General features: G+C 64.2%; 1 protein-coding gene and 1 pseudogene. Both read right to left on the bottom strand.

All coding sequences use genetic code 11. The annotated features are described in order from the left end of the window. Positions 1–232 precede the first annotated feature (232 nt). Complete coding sequence (locus tag B7Z76_RS16225; RefSeq protein ID WP_291345299.1) at positions 233–763, bottom strand: hypothetical protein; 531 nt, start codon at positions 761–763, stop codon at positions 233–235. Then, positions 687–1890, bottom strand: a pseudogene (locus B7Z76_RS16220) (ATP-binding domain-containing protein); the annotation flags it as partial. The gene B7Z76_RS16225 and the pseudogene B7Z76_RS16220, both read right to left, overlap by 77 nt.

Here is a 1890-nt window from a genome sequence, read left to right as displayed (position 1 = left end):
CTTACGCAAAATTTTCATGGCTTCTTTGAGCGATGAGGCGGAGGTAAAAGGCCCGTAAAACGTACCCCTTTTTTTATCCATATTTTTTAATAAATTATTATTTTATATTTCAAATAATATTATCTTGATATTTTTGAATACAATAATTTTTATTTTACTATATTGATTTTGAGGTTGGAGCCTCCAGCACACCCGGGGCGGTGCATGGCCCTACCCCTCCCTGCAAACGCCCCTAATACCCCTTGAGGACGCGGTAATCGCGGCTATTCCCGTATGTCCCGGCGCTTTGGTTGATAGCGACACAGGGGCGATTGCCCGGTTCGCAATAGGTGATCTTGTCGAGCATTCCCGCCTTTACCCAGGCTTTGTGATTGGCCTGCAACACGGTGATTTCGCCCCGCAGCTGACTGACCGTGGTGCGATCCCACCAGACAACGGCCGTACTGCTCAGCCAGCCGAACAGCATCAACCCGACGGTCAGGGCCACGATCCACCCCAGTAACCGCCAGCTCGCCCAGGCCACGATCCGGCGCAACGCCTCCTCGGCAACCGCCATGCCGCCCGCCAGCCCGGCGACATCCTCCAGCAATGGCTTGGCCGCCTCCCGGACCGTCGCCACACCTTCCTTGCCCACCTGCTCGAGCGCCGTCGTCACCGCGGCACTGACCGCCTCACGCACCCGCTCTTCAAGGCTCGAGGCTTCCTCCGCCAGCTTCTGCCGCTCCTGCGCCAGCGCCGCCCGCTCCTCGGCAAGGCCCTTCACGCGCCAGATGACCGCGCATCCGCTCCTCCGCACCCGCCATCAGCCGCTCAATGGCCTGCCCGGCGTCTGGCGACGCCAGCACCTGCGCCAGCGCCGATCCCTCCTTCAACCCGAAGTCATGGCCACGTGCCCGCAGCCGCTGCGCTGCTTCGGAATGACGATCCAGTGTCCGGGCAAACCCCAGCAACGCCACCCGCGCCTGCCCGGCCAGAGTGGGATCAGTTTCCAGCCCCGGCAGCGCCTTGTTGTAGGTCTCCGATAGCCGCGTCCACTCCCGCACCAGGCCGTGTGCTTCCTTGTTGCGCGCCGCCTCGGCTGCCTGGTGTTGCCGATGTGCCTCGAACCGTGCCCGGAACCCGGCACGCCCCGCCTCGATCTCGCGCGCCGCCACCACCTCCCGCGGCCGCACCTCGACTCCACGCCGCTGGGCATAGGCAGCCTGGTCGTAATCCAGCGTGGTTTCCTTGGCCTGGGATCGGGACAGCCACGACGACAGGGCGGCCACAGTGCTGAATTCCTCCCGATCGGCGTAGAGCGTCACCCCGTCCCGGTGCCGCGTCATCGCCACGTAGGTCAGATGTCGGTCCATCGTGCCCGAGGCCAGCACATAGGCCCGGTCCACCGTCGCCCCCTGCGCCTTGTGAATGGTGGTGGCATACCCGTGATCCACGGCAGCATAATCCGCCATCGAGACCGACACGGCCCGACCTCGCCCAGGCCCGGAGGGAGAATCCAGCCGCACCAGAAGGCGGTCGTCCTCGGCCAGCTCCACCGTGCCCAGCATCCCGTTCTTCACGCCCAACTCACGGTTGTTCTCGCGGAACAGCAGCCGATCCCCCGGCGCAAATGCCCGCTCCCCCTCGGTCGTGCGATAAACACGCTCGTCCGCCAGCTCGCCCCGCTCTCGCCGAACCACCCGGATCGCCTCGTTGAGCTCCCGCACGTCCGCGTTGCGGTGCGCCAGAACCAGGCGAGAGCCATCCGGCCGCACATCCATATCGGCCAGCACATCCCGCACGATCGCCGTCCGCGCATCCGCCGCGGTTGCCTCGAACCGGACAGCATCGCGCTCGGCATAGGCGCGCAAACCCTCCTCTGTCTGGTGCCGCCCGAACGCCACCGAAGCC

Source organism: Acidiphilium sp. 20-67-58, from assembly GCF_002255515.1.
Classification (GTDB): Bacteria; Pseudomonadota; Alphaproteobacteria; order Acetobacterales; family Acetobacteraceae; genus Acidiphilium.
Note: the sequence above shows the minus strand (reverse complement) of the source record. Positions and strands in the feature narration are given on the sequence as shown.